This window comes from Asticcacaulis sp. (genome assembly GCF_027484505.1).
Taxonomy (GTDB): domain Bacteria; phylum Pseudomonadota; class Alphaproteobacteria; order Caulobacterales; family Caulobacteraceae; genus Asticcacaulis.
The window spans coordinates 1-23,834 of sequence record NZ_JAIXSV010000009.1; the positions used below are offsets into that span (position 1 = coordinate 1).

The following is a 23,834-nucleotide window of genomic DNA, read 5'->3' on the forward strand; positions in this document are numbered from 1 at the left end:
ACCTGGCCGACCGCTTTGGCGTGTCGCGTGAGCGCGTGCGTCAGATCGAAGTCCGCGCCTTTGAAAAGCTGCAAAAGGCGATGATGGCCTCGGCTGAGGGTTAAGCCAAGACGGGCCTTCGCAGCTCAAGCGGCAGTGAAGGCCTTATCGTCTGGCAGACACGCGGCGCACCTGAAGGCTGCGTTGCGCCGTAAAGGCCAGCACGAAACCGCTCAGGAAGGGCGCGCCGACAATGCCCTTAGCACGGTCGCCCTCTTCTCCGAAAGCCGCGCGGTCATGCGGGTCCCCCAGCGCGACGAGCAGGCGCGGCACGGCTATGCCGCCGATCTGCAAATCCCTGACCTCGACGTGGCGCACCTTGACCTGCTGGCCATTGACCCCGGTCAGGGCGCTTTCGTTCAGCAGCGGATACTTATCCCATAAGCCGTGTTTGCGCACAAAATCGCCGCGGATATACAGCGGACGGCTGGCCCCGGTATCCAGCAGGCAATCCAGCTCATGCCCAGCAAAGCGCAGACGAATATGCACCTTGTCCGCACCACCGGTGATATCGCGCTTGTAATAGCTGTCGAGCGGGGCAAAGCCGTCCAGCGGCATGTCACCCCCCAGATAGTAGCGAATCTCGCCCCCCGTCTGATCCAGCTGGCAAGGCAGGCGCGTCAGCAGGTCCGCCGACAAAAGCCCATCATATTCAGCGGCTTCAAAGCCCTTCGAGGCAAACACTTCCCAGTCGTGCAACCCCAGATGCCCGCCGACGGTGACGTCTGAGACTATGTAGCGCGTCGTATATTCGGTGCCCTTGAGACTGCGGTTGCGCCCCTGCCCGGCGACGGCCAGCCCCAGCTCCGAGGCCAGACTGGCGCGGATGACGGTGTGGCTGGCCCCGGTATCGAGAATGAAACGATAGGGCCCCTTACCGTTCAGTGCCACCTCGACAATCGGCTTTTTGGAGGACGACAGGGTGAGCGGTACGCGGATGATCTTCGCCTGCGCGGCGGCGCTGCCGGCCCAAAGTCCCAGACCCGCCGCCGCTGAGCCCGCGCAAAGATGGCGACGTGTAATCATGGTCTTCCCCCTCTATTGTTGAAGGGAAGCTAGGCCATGCCATGCGCAAAAGCAATCAGGATCAAGCGGGCCGGATCAATCAGGCCGCGTTCGACGGGTGACGGTCTTCGATCTTCATAAAGGCCGCCAGACTGAGGATGGCGGGGCGAATCTGTTTCAGGTCCGGCCATTCTTCGCGCAGTTGGGTCAGGATGGTGCGCACATCGTTGTGGAAGCTCTGGCTGGCGATCGTCTTGCACGCCGGGACCAGCACCTCAAGCTGTGCATACATGGCACGGCGCGCCTGAAGCGGGTCGCTATTATATTGCTCAAAGGCCGCCTTGAGGATGCGCACAGCCTGTTCGATCTGGGCGGTCTTCTGATCTTTGTTGTCGGCGGCGCGTTTGCGCGGGCCGTTATAGTCACCGGAGTTAAAACGACGACGGTCCGGACCGACATAGCCCACAGCCTCGATCCACGGACGCGCCTTGAGCGCCACGTGTTCCACGCGCTTTTGCAGGTCGCCCCAGGTAAAGGGCTTGCGCATGAACTCATCGGCACCCGAATCGCGGATGTCGTTGAGCAGGCTCATGGTGATTTCAGGCGCGATGGTGATGATCGGCGATTTGCGGCACGAGGTGTTGGAGCGGCGCAGGCCTTTGGTAAAGGCGAGCGCATCGCATTCGGGTGCCTGATGCGAACAGACGATCAGCGTGTAGAGAAGACCGGGGGCCTTATCGAGCGCCTCTTCGTGATCGCGATAGTGGCTGATCTGCTCGGCTCCCAGCATGCGCAGCATGTCCGAGAGCATCCGGGCATAGTTGGGATTCGCCTCAACCAGCAGAACCAGTTTGAGCGTCGCTCTGAGCTTTTGTGCCGTGGCTGGATTTTGACCGTACACGCCTTGCCTCTTGGTGTTTGGACGACACTTTAAGGTAGAGGAGTAAATACCGGATTTACGGCAGTGCAAAAAATGATTGCCGTCAGAACCTTGGGTTTTCTCGTGCAACGGACCGCACGCACTCAACCCTCAGTCCGCAAACGGATCACGCATGAGAATGGTGTCCTCTCGCGCTTTTTTAATTTCCGGAGGCCACCACTCGACCGTCAGTCCGCAAACGGATCACGCATGAGAATGGTGTCCTCTCGCTCTGGGCTGGTCGAAAGCAAGGCCACCGGTGCGCCGATCAGTTCTTCAATGCGGCGGACATACTTCACCGCGTTGCCGGGCAGGTCCTTCCACGAACGCGCGCCCTGAGTCGATTCCGACCAGCCTTCCAGTTCTTCATAGACCGGCTCGATACCGGCCTGCGCCTTGAAGCCTGCCGGCAGGTAGTCCAGAACCTTATCGCCGACCTTGTAGCCGACGCAGATTTTCAGCGTCTCAATCCCATCCAGCACGTCGAGCTTGGTCAGAGCCACACCGTCGATACCGTTGATGGCAATGGACTGACGCGCCAGAACCGCATCCAGCCAGCCGCAGCGACGCGCGCGGCCCGTGACGGTGCCGAACTCATGGCCAACGCGCGAGATACGCTCACCAATGTCATCGAACAGCTCGGTCGGGAACGGGCCCGACCCGACGCGGGTCGTATAGGCCTTGAGGATACCCAGCACATAACCGACGCTGCGCGGCCCCATGCCCGAACCGGCAGCGGCCTGACCGGCGACCGTGTTGGACGAGGTGACGAACGGATAGGTGCCGTGGTCGATGTCGAGCAGCGCGCCCTGGGCCCCTTCAAACAGGATGCGCTTGCCTTCCGACTTCGCCTTGTCCAGCACGTACCAGACGGGCTTGGCGAAGGCCAGCAGGCGCGGCGCAATGGCCTTCAGCTCGGCGATCAAAGCACCCGTATCGACCTCGGCCAGCCCTAGCCCCTTGCGCAGGGCATTGTGGTGGGTCAACAGGCGCTCGATCTTGGCATCGAGACCGTCAAAATCTTCCAGATCGGCGACGCGGATGGCGCGACGCCCCACCTTGTCCTCATAGGCCGGACCGATGCCGCGACCCGTCGTACCGATCTTGCCCGCGCCCGCGGCGGCTTCGCGCGCCGTATCCAGTTCGCGGTGAATCGGCAGGATCAGGCAGGCATTGTCGGCCAGCACCAGCAGGTCGGGCGTGATGCTCAAGCCTTGCGCCTCGACGCGGCCGATTTCATCGAACAGCGCCCACGGATCGACGACCACACCGTTACCGATGACCGACAGCTTGCCCTGCACGACGCCCGAAGGCAGCAGGGACAGCTTATAGACCTTGCCATCGACCACCAGGGTGTGACCGGCATTGTGACCGCCCTGAAAGCGCACCACCACATCGGCGCGATTGGACAGCCAGTCCACCAGCTTGCCCTTGCCTTCGTCGCCCCACTGGGCGCCCACAACGGTCACATTGGCCAAGTTCTTACTCCGCAGCAAAACGCCGCCGGAGAGGATATCGTCCGGGTGCGTTACATTCAAAATTCAGGCGGTTGCAGCCTATAAACTTAAACACCGGGCTTGGTAACCCGTAAAATGAGGCGAACGCAGGTTATTCCCGACTCCCCGCCGCCGCGACGCCATATGTCAAGGTCGCTTGACCAAATCGTCGCCCTGTGTCAAGCTTCCTTGACACAAGGAGGGTGCTGACATGTGGGCATTTTTGACGATATTGGCCGGACTATTTGTGCTGGTGGGCTTAGGGGGGATGATCTGGGGCGCGACCGAGCGCACGCAGGCGCGCCGCAAGCAGGGCTTGTGGGTGTTGCGGACCGGCATGGTGCTGGGCGGTATCTGTCTGTCGCTCAAAGCGTTTTCAGGGGATACGAGCAACATCATCTACGGCATGATGCTGCTGGTCTTCGGGACGGCAGTAACCGATCTTGGTCCGAAGGCGGACAAGAGCGGCAAGCCCGAAGCCTGAGCGTTTATGCGGCGACCAGCCCCAGTTCGGCCACGGCGGCCGCATAGGCCCATTCCAGCCACGGCAGCAGAGCCTCGACATCCTCGGCCTCGACCGTGCAGCCGCACCAGACGCGCAAACCCGGAGGGGCCGCGCGGTAGCCGGTGATGTCAAACGCCACGCCTTCCAGCTCCAGCAGGCTGCCGACGCGCGCCGCCAGCTTGGCCTGCGCCTCGGCAGGCAGCGCCTGAATGGCCGGATCGACGAATTTGAGGCAAACCGAGGTGGTCGAGCGCGTCGCCTTGTCCACCGCCACGAAGTCGATCCACGGCGTCTTTTCAACCCAGTCAAACAGGGCGCCGGCCGCTTCGTCGCAACGCTGGATCAGGCCGTCGAGCCCGCCTTCGCGCTGCGCCCAGCGCAGAGCATCCAAATAGTCTTCGATGACCAAAAACGAGAAGGTGTTGATGGCGTCGCCGCCTAGGATGGCCGCGTCCGCCGCATTGCCTTTTTTCAGGCGCAGCACCTTGGGGATGGGGCGGCCCGCATCGAACGTGTTGAGGCGTTCGACCGCCTTGGGCGACAGGATCAGCACGCCGATCCCGGCTTCACCGCCCAGCGCCTTCTGGAAGGAGAAGGTGGCCACGTCCAGCTTGTCCCACGGCAGGTCCATGCAGAAGGCCGCCGAGGTGGCGTCACAGAGCACCAGACCGCTGTCGGGGGCCGCATGGCCGTTGAGGAAGTCGCTGTTGGGCACCCGCACGCCGGAGGTCGTGCCGTTCCACGGAAAGACCAGATCGGCCTGCGGGTCGATCTGCGTCAGGTCCGGCAGCTCACCATAGGGGGCCGACAGCACTTCGGCATCGAGCCTGAGGTGCTTGGTGGCGTCATCGGCCCACAACTGACCGAAGTTTTCAAAGGCCATAAGCTGTACCTTACGCGCCCCCAGCAGATTCCACATGGCGGCTTCGAACGCCCCGGTATCGGAGCCCGGCACCATGAACACCTGATAGTCGGCGGGGAGGCGCAGAATCTCGCGCGTCATGTCGAGCGCCTGACGAATACGGCCCACCGTCACCTTTGAGCGGTTGGAACGGCCCACCGGCGCACCCGACAGGGCTTCGGGCGTCCAGCCGGGACGTTTGGCTGTCGGGCCCGACGAAAACCACGGACGTTCAGGGATGGTGGCAGGTTTGGCGCTCATGGTCAGGCCTTCATTTTCGGTCATCGTCTCTCCCGGCGGCGCGCCGGGCGATATACGCAAACAGGCGGCTTTTGCGGCCAAATCCGCCCAAGTGCAAGCGGAAATCGACGGCGCAAACCCTGAACCGAAAATGAACCGCACCGTTCAGGTTCGGTTCGAGTGGCGGCTTTTATAAAGGTCTCAACGCTGATCCACAGCGTCACACCTGACCCCAAAGACCTGAAGACCAAAGGAGAAAGCCAGATGACCAAGCTCAAGACCATCGCCGCCGCCGCCGTTGCCATTGTCGGCCTGACCGCCATCACCCCCGCCTTCGCCGCCGGCCAATACGACCGTTATGACCGTTACGACCGCTCTGACCGATATGACCGTTATGACCGCCGCGAAGATATCCGCGACTACCGCGACAACCGTGTCGATGCGCGTATTGACCGCCTCGAAGACCGCCTCGACATGGGCCGCCGTTCGGGCCGCCTGACGCGCAGCGAATTCGGCCGCCTCAGCAGCGAACTGAACGGTATCGAGCGCCTGTCCTATCAGTATGAGCGTTCGGGCCGCGGCATCGACCGTCAGGAAATGGCCAATCTCAGCTACCGTCTGGACCGCTTTGAACAAAAGCTCCACTGGGAGCGTAACGACCGCGACACCGCCTGGCGTCGCTAAAAACTTCGGGCGGAGCGTTTAAACCGCTCTGCCTGAAGGTCGGGGGGCAGCCGGGAACACTGCCCCCAACGGGATGCGTCCCCTTCTGTCCCCCCATACCCTAAGGGGGCGCATCTGACCCGCTCACAGCACCCAGTTGTGCCTGAGCGGCCCATGCCCGCCGCCCAGATTCGGCGCAGTGATAATCGCCCCCATCACATAGTCGCGCGCCAGTTCAACGCTGTCGCCCAGAGAGCGATCCGGCCCCGCCAGCACCGCGCAGGCGCTGGCCAGGGTGCAGCCCGTACCGTGCGTATGCCGCGTCTCGATGCGTTCGGAGACATAGCGCCGCGCATCCTCTTCCCACAGTAGCCAATCGACCACTTCGGGGCCATCAATGTGGCCGCCCTTCATCAGCACGGCCTTTGCCCCCATGTTCAGCAGCGCCTCACCGGCGCGTTGCTGAGAGGCTTCGTCCACCACCTCAATGCCGGTCAGAACCGCCGCCTCCGGCGCATTGGGGGTGAGCAGCCCCGCCCGCGGAATGAGTAGCTTACGGATGGCGTCAATCGCCTCATTGGGCAACAGCGGATGCCCGCCCTTGGCCACCATTACCGGATCGACCACCGCAAACACCCCCGCCTTATCGAGCAGGGCGGCGACGGTTTCGACCACCGACGTCGTCCCCAGCATCCCCGTCTTCACCGCATCGGCCCCGATATCGCTCAGGCAGGCTTCGGCCTGCGCCGTGATCAGCGCTTTGGGCACCGGCATGACGTCGCTGACGCCCAGGGTGTTCTGCACGGTCAGGGCGGTGATCGCCGTCATGGCATAGCCACCCAGGCAGGTGACGGTCTTCAGATCGGCCTGAATCCCCGCCCCGCCCGACGGGTCCGAACCGGCAATGATCAGTACGCGACGCATGGAGACCTCCGTGAGATGGATACCCTTTCCTTAATCTGCGCGCCCGGCTAAGGAAAGCACGCAACGCAAGGATCTGACATGACCCGCCCGATCGCCGACTACCCCAGCGCCCTCGCCACCGGCCTGTACCGCCACTACAAAGGCAAGGATTACGTGGTGTACGGCTGCGTCACCCACTCCGAAACCGAAGAGGTGCTGGTGCTCTATGCCCCCGTCACTCAGGCCGATCCGGCACGCCTGTGGGTGCGGCCTTTGGCCATGTTCAGCGAATCGGTCGATAGTGACGGTGAGATCGTGCCGCGATTTCGTAAGCTGTGACCATGAACGAAAACACCGACGACTCCCGCTGGAACGAACTGGTCCCTGAAGCCTTTGCCGAGGCCTCGGATCCGATGGTGCGCGTTCTGCTGGGCAAGATGCTGGTCGTGCGTCTCAATCAGATCGGCACCAATGACGAACTGCTGAGCTTTGAGTTGATCGGCGGACGCGTTATCCGCGCCAATCGTAAGGAAGGGCTGGTGCTGTCACTGGTGGGGACGCGTCAGGGCGAAGACTTTTTCCTGCCTCTGGTGCCCGAAGCCTATCTGATGCTGGATCCCGGCGATTATGCGCTGACCTGCGGCACGGTGATCCGCAACCCGGACTTCAGCGCCGCCTTCGATATTTACGCGCAGATCAACTGATTACTTCAGTCGTGAAGCAATAAAGTCCGCGTCATAGCCACCGGCCTGCGCCAGAGCCACCACGGACAGGGCGATGACACCAAGCGCGGCCACCGGCAGAACAATAGCGACGATCCATTGGAACAGATTGCGGCTTTGCTGCGCAATCACGGCCGGCGGCGTGGGTTCTTCGGCGGTCACCCACTCATAGGTGGGCACCTCCATCTCAACCGGACCGCTGAGGATCTGCGGCCCCGCATCGACGCCGACCTCGACCTCCTGCGGCGCGTGACTGAACTTCAGATTACGCTTTTGCCGATCCGGCAATACGGTCTTGCTGAACTGAGGCTTCTTCGTCAGGACCCGCTTCATCATAATTCTACCGATTTTCCCCTGCGCGCACCTATCCCGCAGCGCACGCTGAAAGGTTAACACCGGACCCGGCGGGGCTGTAAAGCCGTTTCACGCCGCTTTGGTCGCCTTTTTTGCACGAAAAGGGCTGAGTGTTACATTTCAAAGACATAGGACCGTTGCAGGCGTAACCGGACTTCGCGTGTCAGGCGAGCGCGGCCCACAGACGCAAGGCCTGACGCATCTCGGCCACGTCGTGCACGCGTACCATGCGCGCGCCGTTTTGCGCCGCATAAAGATGGATGGCCAGGGTGCCGCCGATACGCTGCGTGGCATTCGACGGGGGCACGCCTTCGCGTTCTTCGAGCGCCGCGATAAAGCGCTTGCGCGATGCGGCCATCAGCAACGGAAAGCCATGCGAAGCCAGACGCGGCGTGGCGCGGATCAGGCTCAGATTGTGGTCCAGCGTCTTGCCGAAGCCGATACCGGGATCAAGCCAGATGTGTTCACGCGCCACGCCCGCCTGAATGGCGGCCTCGGCCCGGCCCAGCAGGTAGGTTTCAACCTCCGCCACCACATCGTCATAGTGCGGTGCGGTCTGCATGGTGCGCGGCTCACCCTGCATGTGCATCAGGATGACCTGCCCTTGCAGTTCGGCGGCAGTCGTCAGGCTGTCGGGGCTGTGGCTGAGCGCCGTCACGTCGTTCCATATCGTCGCCCCGGCGGCAAAGGCCGCGCGCGCTACGTCGGGTTTCAGCGTGTCGATGCTGAGCGGACCGGACCATTGGGCGCGTAAGCCCTCAATGACCGGCACGACGCGGGCGATCTCTTCGGCAGCCGATACGGGCTCCGCGCCGGGACGGGTGGATTCGCCACCGATATCGAGCACATCGGCGCCTTCGGCGATCAGATGCAGGCCCTGCGCCACCGGATCATAGGCCCCGCCGTCGGAAAACGAGTCCGGCGTGGCATTGATAACGCCCATGATGAGAGGAAGATCGGTCATTTGGGCCTCCCTTCTCCCTGTCGCGCAGCGATGGGGAGGTGGCATTTTGAGCTGATGCGAAAAATGACGGAGGGGTATGACACCAAATGTATCAGCATGATCTGAATTTGGGCGCTATCCCCCTCCACCATCTGCGCTACGCTTGATGGTCCCCCTCCCCATCGCTGCGCGACAGGGAGGAGATATTAACGGCGCCCGATACGCTTGATTTCCCAGTGCAGGTCGATGCCGAACTTCTGCTTGACTTCGGCGCGCACCGTGTCGCCCAGCCCTTCGAGATCGGCGGCTGTGGCATTATCGGCATTGATCATGAAGTTGGCATGCAGCTCCGAGAACTTGGCCCCGCCAAAGCGCTTACCGCGCCAGCCCGCCTCATCGACCAGCTTCCACGCCGAATGGCCTTCCGGATTTTTGAAGGTCGAACCGCCGGTCTTTTCGCGGATCGGCTGGGTGGTTTCGCGGCGTGCGGTGATGGCGTCCATGCGCTCCGTCACCGCCTCGACCGTATCCGCCGTGCCGCGATAGAGCGCGCCGACATAGATCAGGTCCTGCGGGTCTGAGTGGCGATAGGCATATCCCATCTCGGCCAGGCTGAGGGTCACACGCTCACCGGCGCGGTTGAGCGCATAGGCTTCGACCAGCACGTCCTTGGTTTCCGCACCATAGCAGCCCGCGTTCATGACGATGGCCCCGCCAATGGTGCCGGGCACGCCGCGGTAAAACTCCAGCCCGGCAATGCCGTTTTGCGCCGCGACCTTCGCCACCTGCGCATCGAGCGCCGCGGCCCCGGCATAGATTTCGTTATTGGCGCGCGCTTCGACCTGCGCGAAGTTACGCCCCAGACGCACGACGACGCCTTCCAGCCCGCCATCGCGCACCAGCAGGTTCGAGCCCACCCCGATCGGCGTCACCGGCACGGCGGGGTCGATCCCTTTAAGGAAGGTGGCCAGATCGGCCTCATCTTCGGGCAGGAACAGCACATCCGCCGGACCGCCAACGCGGAACCACGTAAACGGGGCCAGTTCGGCCTGCTTTACGATCTTGCCGCGCACGGCGGGGAGAGTGTCGGTACAGATAGTGGAAGAAAACGTCAAGTTAGGGCTTTCCAATAGATTGTTGTTACTTGAGGACTTTACTTGCGTAGAGGTCGGCAGCAATTTTAAATCCACCCGCTTCCGTATCTATGAGATCGAAAAACACCCCATCTTCAAAACCTTCGCTCAACGACTCAAGTCTCTCCAGACGCTCTTCCCGATCATGAGGGTAGGTTTCACCGAGCATATCAACCGAATGATTCAGCAAGGCTGCGATTTTTGGCATCCCTAAAGCTTCGAAGCCCTCAATCGCTTCTAATGCCAATACCCCGGTGGAATTGCCGAAAAACTGATCAAACCCACCGTTACATATTTCACTTTGAGCCCAATGTGCGGCGAATAAATGCTGCGAGCTTTCAGGAAGAGTATCGAAAGCCTTCCGGAAAACATCATAGCCGTCGTAAATGCTTACCTTTTCCCAGTAAGGTTCTATAAGTCTCCAATATCCCGTCATGCGTCTTTACCCCGTCAGCCCTTCCAACTGCGCCGGAAGTGCGTAGGCCCATTGCGTGATGTCGCCCGCCCCCAGACAGACGACCAGATCCCCGGCCTTCGCCTCAGCGGCCACAAGGCCCGCCAGCGCCGCCGGGCCGTCGAGGCCAACAGCGTTGCGGTGACCGTGGCGGTGCAGGGCTTCGACCAGCGCATCTTTGCTGACGCCCTCGATCGGCTGTTCGCCCGCTGAATAGACGTCGGCGACGATCACCTTATCGGCGTCGTGGAAGCAGGTCGAAAACTCGGTCATCAGGTCGCGCAGCCGGGTATAGCGGTGCGGCTGAACCACGGCTATGACCTTGCCCTGCGTCACCTGACGCGCGGCCTTGAGCACGGCGGCGATTTCGACCGGGTGGTGGCCATAATCGTCGATGATGCGAACGCCGTTGACGACGCCCGTGGTGGTGAAGCGGCGCTTGACGCCACCGAATGCCCCCAGCCCCTTGCGCACATCGGCCTCGCAGACGCCCAGTTCGCGGGCGATGGCGATGGCGGCGGTGGCGTTGGACACATTGTGGTTGCCGGTCATGGGCAGTTTCAGACCGGCCCAGGTGAAGGGTTCCACGCCCACAGGGGAGAAGACCACATCAAAGGTCGCGCCTTCCGGGCCGAAGTCGATATTGGTGCAACGCACCTCGGCCTGCGGCGAGACGCCATAGGGGATCAGGCGGCGGTTTTCGACCTTGGCCGTGAGCGCCAGCACTTCCGGGTGATCGACGCAGACGGCGGCAAAGCCATAGAAGGGGATGTTTTCGACGAAATCGACAAAGCCCTTCTTCACGGCTTCGAAATCACCCCAGTGGTCGAGGTGTTCGGCGTCGATATTGGTGACGATGGCCAGAGTCGATTTCAGGCGCAGGAAGGAGCCGTCGGACTCATCGGCTTCAACCACGATCCAGTCGCCGTCGCCGACCTTGGCATTGGTGCCATAGGCGTTGATGATTCCTCCATTGACCACGGTGGGGTCCAGCCCGCCGGCGTCGAGCAGCGCCGCCACCATCGAGGTCGTCGTCGTCTTGCCGTGCGTGCCGCCGACCGCGATGGAAAATTGCAGGCGCATCAGCTCCGCCAGCATCTCAGCGCGCCGCACCAGCGGGATGCGACGGGACCGCGCCGCGACCATTTCGGGATTGTCGTGTTTAACCGCGGTCGAATAGACCAGCGCCGACACGTCGTCGCTGACATGCGCGGCTTCGTGGCCGATAAAGATTTTGGCCCCCAGCTTTTGCAGACGCTCGGTATTGGCCGAGGCCTTGGCGTCCGACCCCTGCACCTTATAGCCGATCTTGATCATGATTTCGGCGATGCCGCTCATGCCGATGCCGCCGATGCCGACAAAGTGCACGGGACCGAGGTCGAAGGGCGTGGGACGGAGCTTGGCAGGTGCAATCATGGAGGCGTGGACTCGCGGGGCAAAATGAAAGGTGTTCTGCTTTAGAACACAGCGACAAAGGTGTCACGGAGGATTTTTTGAGCGCTACGCCATCGGATCAGATGGGAATAAATCGGATTTGATGCTACTTTGGGTGAAACACAGGAGCATCCCATGGCCAAGTTTTCCATCTCCATGACCGATCGCATGGCGCAAACCGTTCAGCGCCGCGTCGAACAGGGCGACTATAACAATGTCAGCGAATATTTCCGCGATCTGGTGCGCCGCGATGAGGAAAAACAGGCCGCCGAAGACCGCCTGCGCGACATGCTCGATAAGGCCGAAGCGAGCGGCTTTGTCGAAGACCGCGTGGAAGACATCTGGGCGGAAGCGGAAATCAAAAAATCCAAATGAACCAATTGAAAGTAGGTTCATTATTTTACATTTCTTTCGTTCCGATTTCCTTTATAAAATTTCGACCTTTTTCCGTTATAACTATGTATATGGGATCACTTCTTATACCAGATACGTGCACTTCATTGTCCAGACTACGAGCAATTGCTACAAATCCTGATTCAATTATACGTTTAAAGAATATCGCCATGTATGGGAGCCATGGCTGACATTGATCGGAAGCGGCATTATAAAGCTCAAAAAGCAAATCCATTTCGATTTGAGAATATTTATCATGCACAAATTGCAAATTAAACTTGTATAACTTTAGCGATTTTCGATCAATTACACCGCTATCGGCACGTCTATGACAATTTGGGCAAAGAGCAATGAGATTTTCATACTCATGTGCTTTGCACTTTTGCCAAGGAATAATGTGGTGAATGTCCACTTCAATGTGACGACAAGTGGGAATGGCACATCTGTGGCCAGCCTCGACAAATACACGCCGCCGGATTTCCGCGGGGATTGCAGGTCTGTTTTCTTCGTAAGAACCCAACATAAAGCAACCCGAACATGACGATAACTACGTCATTATCTCCTAACACGATTCACACTGAGTTTACCTGATTTAAAATCTAGGCATCCTCCCCCGACACCTCGGCCTCGGCGCCGTGATCGCCCAGCACCTCGCCGACATAGAACTTCATCACCAGCGTGTGCGCCACCACCGTCAAAGGCGTGGCAAACAGCACCCCTAACGGGCCCAGCAGCGAGCCAAAGCCCAACACGGCAAATAGCGTAATGACGGTCGGCACGGCCGCGACGTGCTTTTGCACCATAGGCGTGATGATGTTCGACTCAAGCTGCGACACCCCAACATAGATGACCAGCGCCGCCACAAAGGTCGTCATATTTTCTGACGCCGCTAGCAGCAGCCCAGGCCCCGCTGAGACCACCGGCCCGACGATCGGCACAAACTGCGCCAGACCGGACATCAAACCCAACGCCCCCGCCGAGGGCACCCCCGCAATGCTGAGCCCGATGGCCGTCAGCGACCCCACCAGCACCATCGAAAACAACTGCCCCAAAAGCCACAGACGCAGCGCCTTGCCGCTGAGGTTCAGGCCGTCGCGCACACGGTCCTTCTGCGATTTGGGGAACAGGCGCACCACCCCGTCGCGATAGCTGCGCGGGTGCATGGCCATGAAGATGCCCGCAACCACCACCACCACCAGATTGGCAATCGAAGAGGCGATTTCCCCGGCGATCTTGGGCACCAGAGACAGCACACCCGACGCCTGCTGACCGAGATTATTGATCTGATCCAGCACCGTAGCCCCGGCCTCTGAGGCGCGCAGGCGTTCCTGAAGCTGTGCCCAGGCTTCGGGCAGTTCGCGCGACAGGTTATTGGTTTGCCGCACAATCTCGCTGCCGAACAGCCAGCCGGAGGCCGACAGAAACGACACAAGGAACACAAGCGCCAGCAACACCGCCCAGTTATCCTTGAGCTTCAGATACTTGACCAGCGGCTCCGCCGTGGCGCGCAGCACGGTCGCCACCACCACCGCCCCAAAGACCAGAAGCCAGATGCCGATCAGCTTGAACGCCAGAAGGCTTAAACCCACCACCATCAGCAAGAACAGCGTCTTCTGGACAAAGCCCGCATCGAGCCGGTTACGCGCAAAAAACATGGGAAGCCCCGTCACTCTAAAAATCATCCCGATCTAGCGATCATGCGGATAAGGAAACAATTATTCGGCTCTCTTGCGCTTCACCGTGCGCTCAACCAGATCGGCCAGAAGCTGGGCCGCGTCGGGGCGCGCCACCGATTTGGCAGCAGCGGCGCGTGTTTCAAGCCCCTCTGCCCCTTCTTCGATCAGGGCGCGGATGGCTTCGCTCAGGCTTTCGACCGTTACATCCTCTTCACGCAGCACTATGGCGGCGCCGGCCTCTTTCAGCACGGCGGCGTTATGCGTCTGGTGATCGTCGGCGGCGATTTTCAGCGGGATCAGGAGGGACGGCTTGCCCGCCACAGCCAGTTCGCAGCAGGTCGAAGCGCCGGAACGACCAATAACGATATGGGCGCGGCCCAGCCGCTCAGCCATATTGTCGAAGAAGGGCGCGACCTCGGCCTCGATCTCGGCCTCGGCATAGGTTTTACGCGCAAAGTCGATCTGCTCGGCGCGGGTCTGCTGTTCGACGCGCAGATGGATGCGCAGCGACACCGGCAAAAGCGCCAGCGCCTGCGGCACCGTCTCCGACAAAATCTTCGCCCCCTGCGACCCGCCGGTGATCAGCAGGCGGATCTCCTTGTCGATGGGCGGATAGGGCTGCTCATAAAGGGCGCGGATGTCCGGACGCACCGGATTGCCGACCACCTGAACCTGCCCTTCCAGCACAGCCGGGGCCATTTTCAGCACCGGAAAGGCGCAGGCCACCGCATCGACCTTGGCACACAGTTGACGGTTGGAACGCCCCAGCACCGAATTCTGTTCGTGCAGAAGCGTCACATCCTTGCGCGACAGAGCCGCCATCAGGGCTGGATAGGAAGGGTAGCCGCCAAAGCCGATCACCGCCCAGGGCTTGAGGCGCTTGAACGCCTTGCGCGCCTGCTGCGTGCCGGTAAAGATTTTCAGCGCCGCCTTCGCCATGCCAATCACATCACCGCGCTTAAAGGTCGCGGCCTCCAGCGACAGACGCTCAATGGCCGGGAATTTCTCGGCATAGGCCGCGCCGCGCGCATCGGAGGCCAGCACCACCTGCCAGCCGCGCGCGATCAATTCACGCGCCAGCGCCTCAGCCGGGAACATATGCCCGCCCGTCCCCCCGGCAGCCACCACGGCCAGCGGCGTTTCGGAGAGGGGTTTTTGCTTTTTCTTCGCGGCCAAGGCAGGCTCCAAATCAACTAAAAATGTCAAATCCGGCGACGGGCCGTCCCGAGCCGGATTTGCCAATACTGATTGCCACGAAACCGTGCAGCCGCACCAGCGGCAAACGGTTTCGTGAGTGGATTCACCACTGCGTATGATCGTCCGGTTCAACTTCTGCCGGGCGCTTGCGCGTCAGGGCCAGAATCAGCCCCATGGTCAGCCCCATCGCCATAAGCGACGACCCGCCATAAGAGATGAACGGCAGGGTCATGCCCTTGGGCGGAATGACCTGCAAGTTGACGCTGATATTGATCAGCACCTGCATCCCCAGCAGGATATACAGGCCCGATGTGGCAATCTGACGAAAGGCGTCGGGCATGGCCATGGCCTTCCACAGGCCACGCAACACCACAAAAGCGAAGATGGCGATCAGCAGCAGCGACATCCACAGGCCATATTCTTCGGCCGCCACCGAATAGATAAAGTCGGTGTGCATGTCGGGGATCAGGCGTTTCATGGTGCCTTCGCCGACGCCCGTACCGGTCAGGCCGCCGTTGGCGATGGCCGCCGCGGCGCGCTCGACCTGAAAACGGTCGCCGTCCGGGTCGATAAAGTCTTTAATGCGGTCGCGGAAGTGCGGCAGGATGAAGTAGAGGCTGGCAAAGCCGGTCACCCCCGCCGCCGACAAACCGACAATCCAGCGCATCGGCACACCGGAAATATAGAAGCAGGCCCCAAAGGCGACGGTGATCAGGATAGACTGCCCCACATCGGGCTGGATCAGCAGCAGAGCGATACACACAGCATAGAGGCAAAAGGCGATGGTGACGCCGGGGACGCCCTTGCCCTTCTGCCCTTCGGCAAACATCCACGACACCAGTACGATCAGGGCGGGTTTCAGAAACTCCGACGGCTGAAGGCTGAAGAAACCCAGGTCGAGCCAGCGCCGGCCGCCCTTGGAGGTATGCCCGATCAGCGGCAGCATGGCCATGACGAAGATGGCCCCGCCATAGATGGCGACGCTGGCGCGCTTCACGCCTTTCAGGGAAAACATCGAAATGCCGAGCATCAGCCCCACCGAGGCGAAGGCAAAGAGCACGTGGCGCTGGGTGAAATAAAACTCGTTGGCGATGCCGACCTTGGGCGCGGCCACCGGCGACGACGAAAACGAGAAGACCAGCCCGGCAAAAATCAGCAGCAGCACAAAGCCGAGCGTCAATTTATCCACGGTCCACCACCACATGGCGAGCGGCGAGCGATCAGTGCGCGTGAACGGATGTGCGAAGCCGGTGTTCATGGGTGGGTAGGGTTCTGCAAGGGAAAAACAGGCCCCGCGCGCTTGCGATGCCTCTGAGTGGGCAGAGTCCGGAAACGCAGTTAACAGGCGGTTAAAAATGTCACGCCTTCCCCCAAAACACACAGAACAAGAACGTCGTTATTGTTCTTTTGGGTTGAAAAACTATTCTCTCTGCGGACGAACGGTACAAACTACCCTCGTTCAAGCATAAGACGATTCACATGCAACTCAAAAGGGGGGCTCATGGCCGGCATCAATCGTAAACACTTCTTCGACACCCTCCGCACTGAGGTGCTTGGGGGAAAGATTACACCTTCGCAAGTGGCTGGCCTCACCGCCATTCTCGACAAATGGGAAGCAGAAGCCTCTCATCTGGATGATCGCTGGCTGGCCTATATGCTGGCGACCGCCTTCCATGAGACCGCCCGCACCATGCAACCTGTGCGCGAAACGCGCGCCACCAGCGACGCGGCCGCCATCACCCTTCTGGATAAGGCTTTTATAGCGGGGAAGTTGCCGTGGGTAAAAAAACCTTATTGGCGCAAAGATGCCGAAAGCAAGTCGTGGCTGGGGCGTGGGCTTGTGCAAATCACGCATAAGGCCAATTACCTGAAACTCGGCAATGCCATTGGCGAAGACCTGACAACCGATCCCAACCGCGCACTGAATACGGAAGTAGCGCTAAAAATCATGTTCACCGGCATGACGGAGGGCCTGTTTACCGGTAAGAAGCTGGAAGACTTTTTCCACGACGATGTCACCGACTGGAAAAATGCTCGAAAGATCATCAATGGTCTGGAAAGCGCCGATCTGGTGGCAGGCCACGCCGTCAAATTCTATATGGCTTTAAGCTATACAGTCTGATTTCAAGACTCCGCTTGCGTGGTCCGGTCTTTTCCTGTAATGAGCCGCGCTTCCTGACCTGCCGGGCCCCTGACATGCCTTGGCGGGTGCTAACTCTATAAAGAGGACGGCGTTACCCGCGCCGCAAATGAAATGTCAAAACTGAAGACCAAATCGGGCGCCAAGAAGCGTTTCCGCTTCACTGCGTCGGGCAAGGTGAAGGCTGGCGTCGCCGGCAAGCGCCACCGTCTGATCTCGCACAACGGCAAGTACATCCGTCAGAACCGCGGCACGCAGGTGATGTCGGACGCCGATACCGCGAAGATCAAATCCTACATGCCCTACGCCTAAGGAGACGTGAACCATGGCACGTGTTAAAAGAGGCGTTGTTTCTCACGCCCGTCACAAAAAAGTTCTGAAGCAGGCCAAGGGTTTCTACGGCCGCCGCAAGAATACCATCCGCACCGCCAAGGCCGCTGTCGATAAGGCCGGCCAATACGCTTACCGCGACCGTCGCGTCAACAAGCGTAACTTCCGCGCCCTGTGGATCCAGCGCATCAACGCGGCTGCCCGCGTCGAAGGCTTCACCTACTCGCAGTTCATCCATGGCCTGAACCTGGCCGGGATCGAACTGGACCGTAAGGCTCTGGCCGCTCTGGCTGCCAATGACGCCCCGGCCTTCGCTGCCGTGGCCGAGAAGGTTCGCGCCGCTCTGGCGGCGTAATCTCCTTACAGAGATACCCAAACACACGAAAACCCCGCATCGGCAACGGCGCGGGGTTTTTCGTTTTTCTTCTCATCCACGCCTCAGATGCGGATGACAACAAAACTGTCATCCGGGCGCGTTATGGCGTAGGCTCACGCTTCGGAGCCGCCTCATGACCAGCCGCCGCACCTTTCTTCGCACCACCCTCAGCAGCGCTCTGGCTGCGTCGCTGGGCGGCCTGCCCCCGGCCATTGCCCGCGCGCTGGACATACCCGCCCACACCCGCACCGGCACGATCAGAGACGTCGAACACATCGTCATCCTGATGCAGGAAAACCGCAGCTTCGACCACTATTTCGGCACCATGAACGGCGTACAGGGCTTTGGCGACCGCTTCGTCATCCCGGCCCCGGCGACGGCGGCCCGCAAAGACCGCACCGTCTTCGCCCAACCGCGTGAGGATGACCCTACCCGCCTGATTGCGCCGTTTGCGCTCAACACCACTAAAGATTTCCGCCTGATGCGCGTCGAAGGCACGCCGCACAGCTTCACCGACGCGCAGGCCGCCTGGGACGAAGGGCGTCTGAGCCACTGGCCAAAGTCCAAGCACAACCACGCGATGGCGCATTTCGAACGCGCCGACCTGCCGTTTCAGTACGCTCTGGCCGAAGCCTTCACCCTGTGCGACGCCTATTTCTGCGCCATGCATTCGGGCACCAATCCTAACCGCGTGGTCCACTGGACGGGCACCAATATCGGCCCCAATGGCCCGGTCATCGTCAATGATTACGACGAACTGCATGCCGATCCCAAGGGCCACGGCGGCTATGACTGGACCACCTATCCGGAGCGTCTGAGTGCGGCCGGCATCGACTGGCGCCTCTATCAGAACATGAAGGACAACTTCACCGACAACCCGCTGGTTGGCTTTAAAACCTATCGCGCGGCGGATAAGGCCACCTCCGGAAAGCTTGCGGACCTTGCCGAGCGTTCGATCCGCACGCGCGACCTCGATAAGCTGAAAGAAGACGTGCTGGCCGGCAAGCTGCCGCAAGTGTCGTGGATCATTGGCACGGCCGAAGGCTCCGAACACCCCTCGACCTCTTCGCCGGCGCAGGGGGCCGACTATACGGCTAAGGTGCTCGACGCCCTGACCGCCAATCCGGAGGTGTGGGCCAAGACCGTCCTGCTGATCAATTTCGATGAGAATGACGGCTATTTCGACCACGTGCCGCCGCCCGCCCCGCCGTCGCTGGACGCCAACGGACAGCCGCTGGGCTATGCCGAAGGGGCGGAACGCGAATATCACCAAGGCGACGACGCGCTGAAAAACCGCCCCTATGGCCTGGGCCCGCGCGTGCCGATGTACGTCGTTTCGCCGTGGTCGAAGGGCGGCTATGTGGCCTCTGAGGTGTTCGATCACACCTCGGTCATCCGCTTTCTGGAAGCGCGCTTTGGCGTTCAGGAGCCCAATATTTCGCCGTGGCGACGCGCCGTGTGTGGCGACCTGACCTCATGCTTTGATTTCAAGACACCGAACGATCAGCCCTTCTTTGCCCATCTGCCAAAAACCGCCGACCGCGCCGAACAGGCGCGACGCTTAAGTGGCAAGACGACGCCCAAAACACCCGATGCCCTCACCGCCCCGGTGCAGGAACAGGGCCTGCGCCCCCGCCGCGCGACGCCTTATCGCTTCGATACAGGGGTGGAAGTCAGCGCCACTCAGGTTAAGGTCCGCTTCTTCGTCGATCCGGACGCGAAGGCTACGGTTTTTCACGTCTATGACCGCCTGAAACCGGAGACGGTGCCCCATCGCTATACCGTCAAGGGTAATGAAGGGAAAGCTGAGTACACCCTTACCGGAACCAGCGGGCAGTCCTTTGACCTGTTTATCCTCGGTCCCAATGGCTTTCACCAACGCCTGACCGGTGCGTTTGCCGACCTGCCAGCGCGCTTTGGTCTGGGGGTGCAGCCACAGGGAGCCTATTTCGGTCTGGATGAGACGGGACGCGCCTCGTTTGATTACCGCCTCACAGACAATGCCTATGGCGGTTCTGCACAGGATCTGCATCTGCACAGCGACCCGATCAATGCCGCACACACCTTCGGCATTGACACGGCCAAAGCGCATGGCTGGTTCGACATCAGCGTGCAATTTGGCGGCGTGACGATCCGCTGCGCCGGTCATGTCGAAGACGGCAAGCCGTCCCTGTCCGACCCGGCGGCGTTTGGTGCGGCGAAGCTGACGGTCTAGGCGGTGGCGACGAATTAAGGTTTGCGATCTTCCACCTCCCCATATCATGGGGAGGTGCCGAGTTTACGAGGCGGAGGGGTATCTTACGGATGGTTATACCGCTGCGTCATTTTTCGCTTCGCTCGCTGCCCATCGCTTGCGAAAGATATACTTTCGCTACGCTATACCCCACGGCAAGGCCGTAGGGAGGAGAAAAGACTGACGCCTCATGTTTCTCCGAAAAGTAGCTTCCCCTTTTCAGCCTGAGGCTCTAAACACACGGCGATCCGTTTTCCCCCGTGAGACCATGAGCACCTATTCCGATCTGGCCGCTGAAATCGAAGCCGAAATCCTGACCGCGCAAGACCTCGCCGCGCTCGACGCCGTGCGCGTCTCGGCGCTGGGTAAGACCGGGCGCATTTCCGGCCTTTTGAAAACCCTGGGCGCCCTGCCCCCCGAAGAGCGCAAGGCCACCGGCGCCGCCATCAACGCCGTGCGCGATCAGGTTCAGGCAGCGCTTGATGCGCGCAAGGACGTGCTGGAGGCCGAGCACCTCAGCCGCCGCCTGCAATCCGAGCGCATCGACCTGTCGCTGCCGGCTGCCCCCCGCGCCAGGGGCGGCGTCCACCCGACCATGCAGGTCATGGACGAGATGGTGGCGATTTTCGCCGAGATGGGCTTTGCGGTCGCCGAAGGGCCGGACATCGAAGACGATTTCCATAACTTCACCGCGCTGAACTTCCCGGAAAAGCACCCGGCGCGCGAAATGCACGACACTTTCTTTTTCAACCCCGATGAAAACGGGGTGAGGAAGCTGCTGCGCACCCATACCTCGCCGGTGCAGATCCGTTCGATGATCGCGGGTAAGCCGCCGTTTCGCCTGATCGTGCCGGGGCGCGTCTTCCGCTGCGACTCCGATCAGACGCACACGCCGATGTTCCATCAGATCGAAGGCCTCGTCATCGACAAGACGGCGCATATGGGCCACCTGAAATGGGTGTTCGACACCTTCCTATCGCGCTTTTTCGAGACGGACACCGTCATCACGCAGTTCCGCCCGCACCACTTCCCCTTCACCGAACCGTCGGCGGAGATGGACGTGCGCTATTCGCGCAACGGCGCGGAAATCCGCATCGGAGATGGCGACCGCTGGATGGAAATTCTGGGTTCCGGCATGGTGCACCCCAATGTGCTGAAGGCCTGCGGCGTCGATCCGGACGAATATCAGGGCTTTGCCTTCGGCATGGGCGTCGATCGTCTGGCCATGCTCAAATACGGCGTGCCGGACCTGCGCGACATGTTCGCCGCCGATACGCGCTGGCTGAGCCACTATGGCTTTAGCGGGTTCGCCGCTCCGAACCCGGCAAGCGGGTTGAGTTGAGGCAAGCAGAATGGTGCACGAAAGAGATCAGCACGAATACACGGCGCTTCATGCCGCCTTTCGACATCTTGAAACAACAAGACATAACAGTTTTTCTGTTTATCTTACGTTTTCCTCAGCATTATGCGCTGTTATATTTACAACAGCAGTTGGCGATATTGGAAAATTTATTCTATCATGCGCAGGGTTTGCTATATCAAGATCTCTCGAAGTCTATGTAACGAGAATGGGAAAATTTTCTCATTATTATTATAATAGAATGAAATATATTGAAGGGAAAGATTCTGGAATAGGATATTTAGATGATAAAGCAAGAATGGAAGATGCATATCTTATCAAAACAACGGGATTTGGCAAAAGAATAGCTAAAAGCTTTCTGATTGGTAAGTCTTTTTTTGCATTCGCTTCTGTATGCTTTCTTATTGTTCTATCTCCAAAAATTTTTAATTGGATAGCCAATATATGGCAATTCGCCATAGAGGTAAAAAATGAAGTTTTCTCTTTCTTGGCTTAAAGATCACCTCGACACGGACGCCGACATTCAGGCCGTTGCCGCCGCCATGACCGCGGCGGGGCTTGAGGTCGAAGACGTCACCGACCCGTCGGCAAAGCTGAAACCGTTCAGCGTGGCCAAGGTCATAGAGGCCGCCCGCCACCCCAATGCCGACAAGCTGCAGGTGCTTCAGGTCGATACAGTCGATGGCCGCAAGGAAATCGTCTGTGGCGCGCCCAATGCCCGCGCGGGCCTGACCACGGTCTACGCCCCCATCGGCGCCTATGTGCCGGGTCTGGACGTGACGCTGGTCGAAAAGCCGGTGCGCGGCGTGGTGTCGAACGGCATGATGTGTTCGGCCGCCGAACTGGAACTCGACAGCGAGTCTGACGGCATTATGGAACTCAGCGACGACCTTGCCGTCGGCACTCCGGTCAGCGCCGTCTTCGCGCTGGAGCCCGTCATTGACTTTGAGGTGACGCCCAACCGTCCCGACTGGCTGGGCGTGCACGGCATTGCCCGCGACCTCGCCGCCACGGGTCTTGGCACCTTCAAAGACACGCCGATCACCCCGGTCAAGGGGGCCTTCCCCTGCCCCATTACCGTGAAGGTCGATGGCGACGCCTGCCCGCTGTTTTCCGGTCGCGTCATCCGCGGCGTCAAAAATGGCCCGTCGCCCAAATGGCTTGCCGACAAGCTGACCTCGATCGGCCTGAAACCCATCTCGGCGCTGGTCGATATCACCAACTACCTGTCGTTCGACCGCGCCCGCCCGCTGCACGTCTATGATGTGAAAAAGCTGTCGGGCAGCGTCATCGAAGCGGGGCTGCCCGCCGACACGTCTGACTTCGTGGCGCTGGACGGCAAGACCTACGCCGTCACACCGGACATGACGACGATCAGCGACGCTTCGGGCGTCATCGGTCTGGGCGGTGTGATGGGCGGAGCCTCGACCGGCGTTGATTTTGAGACGGTCGATGTCTTCCTTGAATCCGCCTGGTTCGACCCCATCCGCATCGCCCAGACGGGCCGCACCACCACCATCACCTCCGATGCGCAGTACCGCTTTGCGCGCGGCGTCGATCCGGAATTTGTCGTGCCCGGTCTGGAACTGGCCACGCAACTGATCCTCGACCTGTGCGGCGGGGAGCCGTCTGATATCGTGGTGGCGGGCGAGGCCCCGGCGCGCAAGCCCGACGTGTCTTTCGACCCGGCCTATGTGGCGCAACTGACCGGCCTTGAGGTGCCGCCCGATCAGGTCGAAACCATCCTGACCGCGCTCGGTTTTGGCATCACCAAAACCACGCCGTGGACCGTCAGCGTGCCGTCCTTCCGCCGCGACGTGGACGGTAAGGCCGATCTGGTCGAAGAGGTGGCGCGCATCTATGGCTTCAACCATATCCCTGCGACGCCGCTGCCCGCCGTGGCCCCCAAAAACGGCGGCGTCCTGACGCCGTCGCAGGCGCGTGCCCGCACGGCGCGCCGCGCGCTGGCGGCCTTTGGCTATAGTGAGGCTGTCACCTGGTCCTTCATGCCGCAGGGCTATGCGAAGCTGTTCGGCGGCGGTAGCGATGCGCTGGTTCTGGCCAATCCGATTGCCTCGGAACTGAACTGTATGCGCCCCTCCATCCTGCCGAACCTGCTGGAAGCCGCCGGGCGCAATGCGTCCAAGGGCTATCCCGGCGCGCAACTGTTTGAAATCGGGCCGGTCTATTTCGGCCTTGAGCCCAATGATCAAAAGACGGTCATTGCCGCGCTGAAGGCCCCGGACAAGGCGCGTCATTGGGGTTTCATCGGTCAGGACGCGCTGTTTGCGCTGAAATCCGACCTGCTGGCCCTGCTGGAAGAACTCAATGTGCCGGTCACCTCGCTGCAACTGGTACAGGGGGCGAACAGCGACTGGTGGCATCCGGGCCGTTCGGCGCGCCTGCAACTGGGGCCGA

Annotated in this window: 27 protein-coding genes; 13 read left to right on the forward strand and 14 right to left on the reverse strand. The window is 60.6% G+C overall.

Features of this window, described 5'->3' with window-relative positions:
• Positions 1-104: sigma factor-like helix-turn-helix DNA-binding protein (locus Q0072_RS00535; protein ID WP_298324270.1), on the forward strand; the 104-nt coding region annotated here is incomplete at its 5' end.
• A gap of 40 nt (positions 105-144) precedes the next feature.
• Here Q0072_RS00535 and Q0072_RS00540 read toward each other — a convergent pair.
• From Q0072_RS00540 to Q0072_RS00550, 3 genes are all read right to left on the reverse strand, one after another.
• Entirely contained in the window at positions 145-1,065 is a 921-nt protein-coding gene (locus Q0072_RS00540) for a retroviral-like aspartic protease family protein (RefSeq protein ID WP_298324218.1), read from the reverse strand.
• 79 nt (positions 1,066-1,144) lie between these two features.
• A complete protein-coding gene (locus tag Q0072_RS00545) occupies positions 1,145-1,945 on the reverse strand; it encodes a PleD family two-component system response regulator (RefSeq protein WP_298324221.1) in 801 nt (266 codons plus the stop codon).
• A gap of 206 nt (positions 1,946-2,151) precedes the next feature.
• Positions 2,152-3,441: an adenylosuccinate synthase gene (locus Q0072_RS00550; RefSeq protein ID WP_298324226.1), complete on the reverse strand. Its 1,290-nt coding sequence runs from the start codon at positions 3,439-3,441 to the stop codon at positions 2,152-2,154.
• A 229-nt stretch (positions 3,442-3,670) separates the two neighbouring features.
• On the opposite strand from Q0072_RS00550, the gene Q0072_RS00555 reads away from it, so the two are divergent.
• Positions 3,671-3,943, forward strand: coding sequence for a hypothetical protein (locus Q0072_RS00555; protein WP_298324229.1), 273 nt, complete (start codon positions 3,671-3,673; stop codon positions 3,941-3,943).
• Positions 3,944-3,947: 4 nt separating this feature from the next.
• On the opposite strand, the gene Q0072_RS00560 is transcribed toward Q0072_RS00555, so the two are convergent.
• Positions 3,948-5,150, reverse strand: a complete 1,203-nt coding sequence (locus Q0072_RS00560; RefSeq protein WP_298324232.1) for a phosphoserine transaminase — start codon at positions 5,148-5,150, stop codon at positions 3,948-3,950.
• A gap of 219 nt (positions 5,151-5,369) precedes the next feature.
• Here Q0072_RS00560 and Q0072_RS00565 point away from each other — a divergent pair, with 219 nt between their 5' ends.
• The gene (locus tag Q0072_RS00565) at positions 5,370-5,789 is read left to right on the forward strand and encodes a hypothetical protein (RefSeq protein ID WP_298324235.1); all 420 of its coding nucleotides are present in this window, start codon (positions 5,370-5,372) and stop codon (positions 5,787-5,789) included.
• 123 nt (positions 5,790-5,912) lie between these two features.
• On the opposite strand, the gene thiD is transcribed toward Q0072_RS00565, so the two are convergent.
• Positions 5,913-6,692 carry a bifunctional hydroxymethylpyrimidine kinase/phosphomethylpyrimidine kinase gene (gene thiD / locus Q0072_RS00570; protein ID WP_298324240.1) on the reverse strand — a complete coding sequence of 260 codons (780 nt, stop codon included), beginning with the start codon at positions 6,690-6,692 and terminating at the stop codon, positions 5,913-5,915.
• Between the two features lie 78 nt (positions 6,693-6,770).
• On the opposite strand from thiD, the gene Q0072_RS00575 reads away from it, so the two are divergent.
• Both Q0072_RS00575 and Q0072_RS00580 read left to right on the forward strand, forming a co-directional pair.
• Positions 6,771-7,010: a DUF1653 domain-containing protein gene (locus tag Q0072_RS00575; RefSeq protein WP_298324242.1), complete on the forward strand. Its 240-nt coding sequence runs from the start codon at positions 6,771-6,773 to the stop codon at positions 7,008-7,010.
• 2 nt (positions 7,011-7,012) lie between these two features.
• Complete coding sequence (locus Q0072_RS00580; protein WP_298324244.1) at positions 7,013-7,375, forward strand: hypothetical protein; 363 nt, start codon at positions 7,013-7,015, stop codon at positions 7,373-7,375.
• On the opposite strand, the gene Q0072_RS00585 is transcribed toward Q0072_RS00580, so the two are convergent.
• The 5 genes from Q0072_RS00585 to murC all read right to left on the reverse strand — a co-directional run bounded on the left by Q0072_RS00585 (position 7,376) and on the right by murC (position 11,693).
• On the reverse strand, positions 7,376-7,729 hold the full coding sequence (locus Q0072_RS00585; protein ID WP_298324246.1) for a hypothetical protein: 354 nt from the start codon (positions 7,727-7,729) through the stop codon (positions 7,376-7,378). It lies immediately after the preceding gene.
• Positions 7,730-7,910: 181 nt separating this feature from the next.
• Complete coding sequence (folP, locus tag Q0072_RS00590) at positions 7,911-8,711, reverse strand: dihydropteroate synthase (RefSeq protein ID WP_298324247.1); 801 nt, start codon at positions 8,709-8,711, stop codon at positions 7,911-7,913.
• A 185-nt stretch (positions 8,712-8,896) separates the two neighbouring features.
• Positions 8,897-9,787 (reverse strand): UDP-N-acetylmuramate dehydrogenase, encoded by an 891-nt coding sequence (gene murB / locus Q0072_RS00595; RefSeq protein WP_298324271.1) that lies wholly within the window; start codon positions 9,785-9,787, stop codon positions 8,897-8,899.
• A 43-nt stretch (positions 9,788-9,830) separates the two neighbouring features.
• Entirely contained in the window at positions 9,831-10,259 is a 429-nt protein-coding gene (locus Q0072_RS00600; protein ID WP_298324248.1) for a DUF4375 domain-containing protein, read from the reverse strand.
• A gap of 6 nt (positions 10,260-10,265) precedes the next feature.
• Positions 10,266-11,693: a UDP-N-acetylmuramate--L-alanine ligase gene (gene murC, locus Q0072_RS00605; protein ID WP_298324250.1), complete on the reverse strand. Its 1,428-nt coding sequence runs from the start codon at positions 11,691-11,693 to the stop codon at positions 10,266-10,268.
• A gap of 153 nt (positions 11,694-11,846) precedes the next feature.
• Between murC and Q0072_RS00610 the strand changes: the two genes are divergently transcribed.
• On the forward strand, positions 11,847-12,086 hold the full coding sequence (locus Q0072_RS00610) for a type II toxin-antitoxin system ParD family antitoxin (protein ID WP_298324252.1): 240 nt from the start codon (positions 11,847-11,849) through the stop codon (positions 12,084-12,086).
• Between the two features lie 25 nt (positions 12,087-12,111).
• On the opposite strand, the gene Q0072_RS00615 is transcribed toward Q0072_RS00610, so the two are convergent.
• From Q0072_RS00615 to Q0072_RS00630, 4 genes are all read right to left on the reverse strand, one after another.
• Complete coding sequence (locus Q0072_RS00615) at positions 12,112-12,627, reverse strand: HNH endonuclease signature motif containing protein (RefSeq protein ID WP_298324254.1); 516 nt, start codon at positions 12,625-12,627, stop codon at positions 12,112-12,114.
• A 76-nt stretch (positions 12,628-12,703) separates the two neighbouring features.
• Positions 12,704-13,759: an AI-2E family transporter gene (locus tag Q0072_RS00620; protein WP_298324256.1), complete on the reverse strand. Its 1,056-nt coding sequence runs from the start codon at positions 13,757-13,759 to the stop codon at positions 12,704-12,706.
• Between the two features lie 60 nt (positions 13,760-13,819).
• Positions 13,820-14,956 carry an undecaprenyldiphospho-muramoylpentapeptide beta-N-acetylglucosaminyltransferase gene (murG, locus tag Q0072_RS00625; protein ID WP_298324258.1) on the reverse strand — a complete coding sequence of 379 codons (1,137 nt, stop codon included), beginning with the start codon at positions 14,954-14,956 and terminating at the stop codon, positions 13,820-13,822.
• A gap of 124 nt (positions 14,957-15,080) precedes the next feature.
• Positions 15,081-16,235 carry a putative peptidoglycan glycosyltransferase FtsW gene (locus Q0072_RS00630; protein WP_298324260.1) on the reverse strand — a complete coding sequence of 385 codons (1,155 nt, stop codon included), beginning with the start codon at positions 16,233-16,235 and terminating at the stop codon, positions 15,081-15,083.
• Positions 16,236-16,478: 243 nt separating this feature from the next.
• Here Q0072_RS00630 and Q0072_RS00635 point away from each other — a divergent pair, with 243 nt between their 5' ends.
• The 7 genes from Q0072_RS00635 to pheT form a co-directional block, all read left to right on the forward strand.
• Complete coding sequence (locus Q0072_RS00635) at positions 16,479-17,099, forward strand: glycoside hydrolase family 19 protein (RefSeq protein ID WP_298324262.1); 621 nt, start codon at positions 16,479-16,481, stop codon at positions 17,097-17,099.
• Positions 17,100-17,231: 132 nt separating this feature from the next.
• Positions 17,232-17,429, forward strand: a complete 198-nt coding sequence (rpmI, locus tag Q0072_RS00640; protein ID WP_013479283.1) for a 50S ribosomal protein L35 — start codon at positions 17,232-17,234, stop codon at positions 17,427-17,429.
• Between the two features lie 13 nt (positions 17,430-17,442).
• The gene (gene rplT, locus Q0072_RS00645; RefSeq protein WP_013479284.1) at positions 17,443-17,802 is read left to right on the forward strand and encodes a 50S ribosomal protein L20; all 360 of its coding nucleotides are present in this window, start codon (positions 17,443-17,445) and stop codon (positions 17,800-17,802) included.
• 154 nt (positions 17,803-17,956) lie between these two features.
• Complete coding sequence (locus Q0072_RS00650) at positions 17,957-20,038, forward strand: phosphocholine-specific phospholipase C (RefSeq protein ID WP_298324265.1); 2,082 nt, start codon at positions 17,957-17,959, stop codon at positions 20,036-20,038.
• A 286-nt stretch (positions 20,039-20,324) separates the two neighbouring features.
• Positions 20,325-21,398, forward strand: a complete 1,074-nt coding sequence (gene pheS, locus Q0072_RS00655; RefSeq protein ID WP_298324267.1) for a phenylalanine--tRNA ligase subunit alpha — start codon at positions 20,325-20,327, stop codon at positions 21,396-21,398.
• Between the two features lie 10 nt (positions 21,399-21,408).
• A complete protein-coding gene (locus Q0072_RS00660; RefSeq protein WP_298324268.1) occupies positions 21,409-21,912 on the forward strand; it encodes a hypothetical protein in 504 nt (167 codons plus the stop codon).
• On the forward strand, positions 21,887-23,834 hold a 1,948-nt coding region (gene pheT / locus Q0072_RS00665; RefSeq protein ID WP_298324269.1), incomplete at its 3' end, for a phenylalanine--tRNA ligase subunit beta. The genes Q0072_RS00660 and pheT, both read left to right, overlap by 26 nt.

What these genes read in the sequence shown, in the direction of transcription:
- thiD (WP_298324240.1), bottom strand. Translation starts at nt 6,692, where the DNA reads ATGCGTCGCGTACTGATCATTGCCGGTTCGGACCCGTCGGGCGGGGCG.
- Q0072_RS00565 (WP_298324235.1), top strand. Translation starts at nt 5,370, where the DNA reads ATGACCAAGCTCAAGACCATCGCCGCCGCCGCCGTTGCCATTGTCGGC.
- Q0072_RS00610 (WP_298324252.1), top strand. Translation starts at nt 11,847, where the DNA reads ATGGCCAAGTTTTCCATCTCCATGACCGATCGCATGGCGCAAACCGTT.
- Q0072_RS00615 (WP_298324254.1), bottom strand. Translation starts at nt 12,627, where the DNA reads ATGTTGGGTTCTTACGAAGAAAACAGACCTGCAATCCCCGCGGAAATC.
- pheS (WP_298324267.1), top strand. Translation starts at nt 20,325, where the DNA reads ATGAGCACCTATTCCGATCTGGCCGCTGAAATCGAAGCCGAAATCCTG.
- rplT (WP_013479284.1), top strand. Translation starts at nt 17,443, where the DNA reads ATGGCACGTGTTAAAAGAGGCGTTGTTTCTCACGCCCGTCACAAAAAA.
- Q0072_RS00620 (WP_298324256.1), bottom strand. Translation starts at nt 13,759, where the DNA reads ATGTTTTTTGCGCGTAACCGGCTCGATGCGGGCTTTGTCCAGAAGACG.
- Q0072_RS00560 (WP_298324232.1), bottom strand. Translation starts at nt 5,150, where the DNA reads ATGACCGAAAATGAAGGCCTGACCATGAGCGCCAAACCTGCCACCATC.
- Q0072_RS00600 (WP_298324248.1), bottom strand. Translation starts at nt 10,259, where the DNA reads ATGACGGGATATTGGAGACTTATAGAACCTTACTGGGAAAAGGTAAGC.
- Q0072_RS00575 (WP_298324242.1), top strand. Translation starts at nt 6,771, where the DNA reads ATGACCCGCCCGATCGCCGACTACCCCAGCGCCCTCGCCACCGGCCTG.
- murC (WP_298324250.1), bottom strand. Translation starts at nt 11,693, where the DNA reads ATGATTGCACCTGCCAAGCTCCGTCCCACGCCCTTCGACCTCGGTCCC.
- Q0072_RS00635 (WP_298324262.1), top strand. Translation starts at nt 16,479, where the DNA reads ATGGCCGGCATCAATCGTAAACACTTCTTCGACACCCTCCGCACTGAG.
- Q0072_RS00630 (WP_298324260.1), bottom strand. Translation starts at nt 16,235, where the DNA reads ATGAACACCGGCTTCGCACATCCGTTCACGCGCACTGATCGCTCGCCG.
- Q0072_RS00585 (WP_298324246.1), bottom strand. Translation starts at nt 7,729, where the DNA reads ATGATGAAGCGGGTCCTGACGAAGAAGCCTCAGTTCAGCAAGACCGTA.
- Q0072_RS00580 (WP_298324244.1), top strand. Translation starts at nt 7,013, where the DNA reads ATGAACGAAAACACCGACGACTCCCGCTGGAACGAACTGGTCCCTGAA.
- Q0072_RS00650 (WP_298324265.1), top strand. Translation starts at nt 17,957, where the DNA reads ATGACCAGCCGCCGCACCTTTCTTCGCACCACCCTCAGCAGCGCTCTG.
- Q0072_RS00540 (WP_298324218.1), bottom strand. Translation starts at nt 1,065, where the DNA reads ATGATTACACGTCGCCATCTTTGCGCGGGCTCAGCGGCGGCGGGTCTG.
- Q0072_RS00660 (WP_298324268.1), top strand. Translation starts at nt 21,409, where the DNA reads ATGGTGCACGAAAGAGATCAGCACGAATACACGGCGCTTCATGCCGCC.
- Q0072_RS00555 (WP_298324229.1), top strand. Translation starts at nt 3,671, where the DNA reads ATGTGGGCATTTTTGACGATATTGGCCGGACTATTTGTGCTGGTGGGC.
- rpmI (WP_013479283.1), top strand. Translation starts at nt 17,232, where the DNA reads ATGTCAAAACTGAAGACCAAATCGGGCGCCAAGAAGCGTTTCCGCTTC.
- folP (WP_298324247.1), bottom strand. Translation starts at nt 8,711, where the DNA reads ATGACCGATCTTCCTCTCATCATGGGCGTTATCAATGCCACGCCGGAC.